Genomic DNA, 2481 nt, shown 5'->3' with positions numbered 1-2481 from the left:
GGATGGGACGGCAGATAAAGCGGCAGCGAAGCGCCGTCCGGTGAGGTGATGATGAGACCGCTACCCTGACCTTGCCCAAAGCTCAACACAAGGTTTGGATCGGAATGATCATAGAGAGCTGTTAGCGGATTAAAGGCCGTCGCCGTGATAACCGCCGCGGCAATGTCCACTCCCGCCGAAGCCGTGACCGTCACGGTGGCGGCACCCTGACCGCCCGAAATCAACGTGATATTACTGCCCTCGGTGCCATCGCCGAAGGTCAACCGGTCGGATGGAAAGCCGGACCAGGCGACCCATGTGCCATCCGGCATCGGATTTTTGTCTTTGTCCAGATAGGTAACCGACAGCGTATGCGGCTGCGCAAGCGTCAGGCCCATGCCATCCTTGGAGCTGATGGCCATGTTGCCTTGCCATGGCACGACCGGCGCCTGGGCCTCGAAAGTCAGTTGGAGGGGAAGGGAGACATCCTCGCTGTCGTCGGCCTGCACCGTGACCGTAACCACGATCGAGCCGGTTCCAGTCACCTGGATCGCGTTGGTCATCGAGCCGTCTGCATCCGTCTTGCCGCCGCTCGTGATGGCGAGGGTTACGGTCCCGGAACCGCTCGTGACCTTGGCGTCCCAGGTCAGGGACGAGGGGGGCATGGGCGTGCCGTCCATCGCCATGTATGTCGCTTCAAGCACATGCCAGGCGTTCGCGCCTTGAGAGAGAGAATTGCCTTCGATGGATTCGGCGTGGAGAATGTTGCCCGAAGGCACGGAAGCCGTCGCATTGAAAAATGTCCGGGAGCTTCCCATGGTGAACTGGGTTGGGTCTCCCACAAGAGCTGACGCGTAAATCGTACAATCAGGCACCGCCGTCGCCGTCGCGTATTTAGAATGACCCAATGGTTTGTTTGGTCCGTATGCCGTTATTTGAGTCGTCGTCGCCAGTGTTCCGTCTGCTTGCTTCGTGACTGGGGAAGGGTTCGGATGGAACACAATGGTGTAGTCCGGGTTATCCTCGCGATCGACAGACCACCACACCTTTGAGATCGTTTTCGTTCCACTGTATGTGGCATTGATCGTATTTGCCGTATACAGGTTGGACACCATCCAGGTGTTGTCCCACTGCCAATCAGGCTTGATATTGATTGCATCCGCGTCTTGTCTGAAAGAAAGCGGCAACTGAGCATGGTCGTAACCGCCGGTCCAGTATCCGTTCAATACGCCCGTAATGATCCGCGCTTCCGGAATAGCGGTCGCGTCTGAGACCAGAATGCTATTGTCGGCCCACCCCCAATCCCCAAAATATGACCAGTTTTTTTGTAAGGTGACCTTATCGGACGGGTAGGCCTTATACCGCATCCAAAACCGCGGGCCCTGGAAGTTGCCGCCGGAATGAAACGTGAGGCCGTGATCCTGCATGAGCGAGAGCGGCGATCCGTCATCAGATACGCCGGACCAAGAGAGCTGGCTCGGCAGAACCGCTTCCTTCTGGTACATGAGAGTGACGCTACGCGTATCAGACGTACCCGTCGCCGTCGCCGTCACCTGCAGGCGGACAGGCCCAGAGCTCTTGACGCGCACCCCGTTCAAGGAGCCCGGCGTTGGCTCCTGGCTCAGGAATTGCACCGTGGCGTCCGCTGGACCTGAGAGAATTTTAGCCGTCCAGGTGATCGTTCCATCCCAATTTCCACCCGACGGGGCCGATCCCGAATAATCCGTGTAGAGCGACTCGAAAAAGCGGAATGTTTTCCCTGTCGCCAAAGGATCGCCTTCAAGCGAATAAAGCGAGAGAATGTTTCCCGACGGAACAGTTGCATCTGTGACGGAGTATATTCCGCGAGCGAATAAGTAGGGATCGATATCCCCGGTACGGGCGTAGATCGCGACGGAATCGGGATTGAGTTTTCCTCTAAAGGGAAAACCTCCGTAAATCATGAATTTTGTTGTTGCGATCTTCGTCCCATCGCCATTGTCAATCAATGTCGCGCGCGGGGGATCGAATTGATATAACTGGTATGGAAAATCTGTATAGATCAGGTTGGACCCGGGCGTGAACGTCAGTTGAACAGCATCCCAGACAACATCTTTCACACGCTCGTCCGAGCCTGTGTAGGTCGCTGTCAACTCGTGCCAGGTATAAGCTGAAAGACTATCACCATCCTTCGAGGTGATGGCGAGCGAACCGTCGTCACCGGACGCGTTGCCGGGCGGAGCTACGTCCTGCACCCTTTCCGCATATGATATGGAAACCTGTTCCGAGGCTGCCGTGGTCAGCGGCTTCTCGGGCTTACTTCTCCGCAGGGGCGTAACGGATTCTTTCGACTGGTTTGGATCCTTTGCCATGTCTGTATCTCCTCTTGAAACTGGACCGCGGGCTTGTGGGCCAGCGTGTCGGTGATCAATGAATGGTCATCAATTGCAGTGCTTCGCCTGGGCTTCAGCCGACCATGGCCTTTGGGGCCATGGTCGTGGTGTTGTGGTCTGCCTCGCAGCG

At 56.9% G+C, this 2481-nt stretch carries 1 protein-coding gene; it reads right to left on the bottom strand.

Translation table 11 applies throughout. From position 1 onward, the window contains the following. The coding region (locus ATN84_RS16165) for a hypothetical protein (protein WP_153020270.1) at window positions 1-2330 on the bottom strand (2330 nt) is incomplete at its 3' end. Window positions 2331-2481 lie beyond the last annotated feature (151 nt).

It is taken from the genome of Paramesorhizobium deserti, from assembly GCF_001558695.1.
In the GTDB taxonomy this organism is placed as follows: Bacteria; Pseudomonadota; Alphaproteobacteria; order Rhizobiales; family Rhizobiaceae; genus Paramesorhizobium; species Paramesorhizobium deserti.
This window is presented reverse-complemented; position numbering and strand designations above follow the sequence as displayed.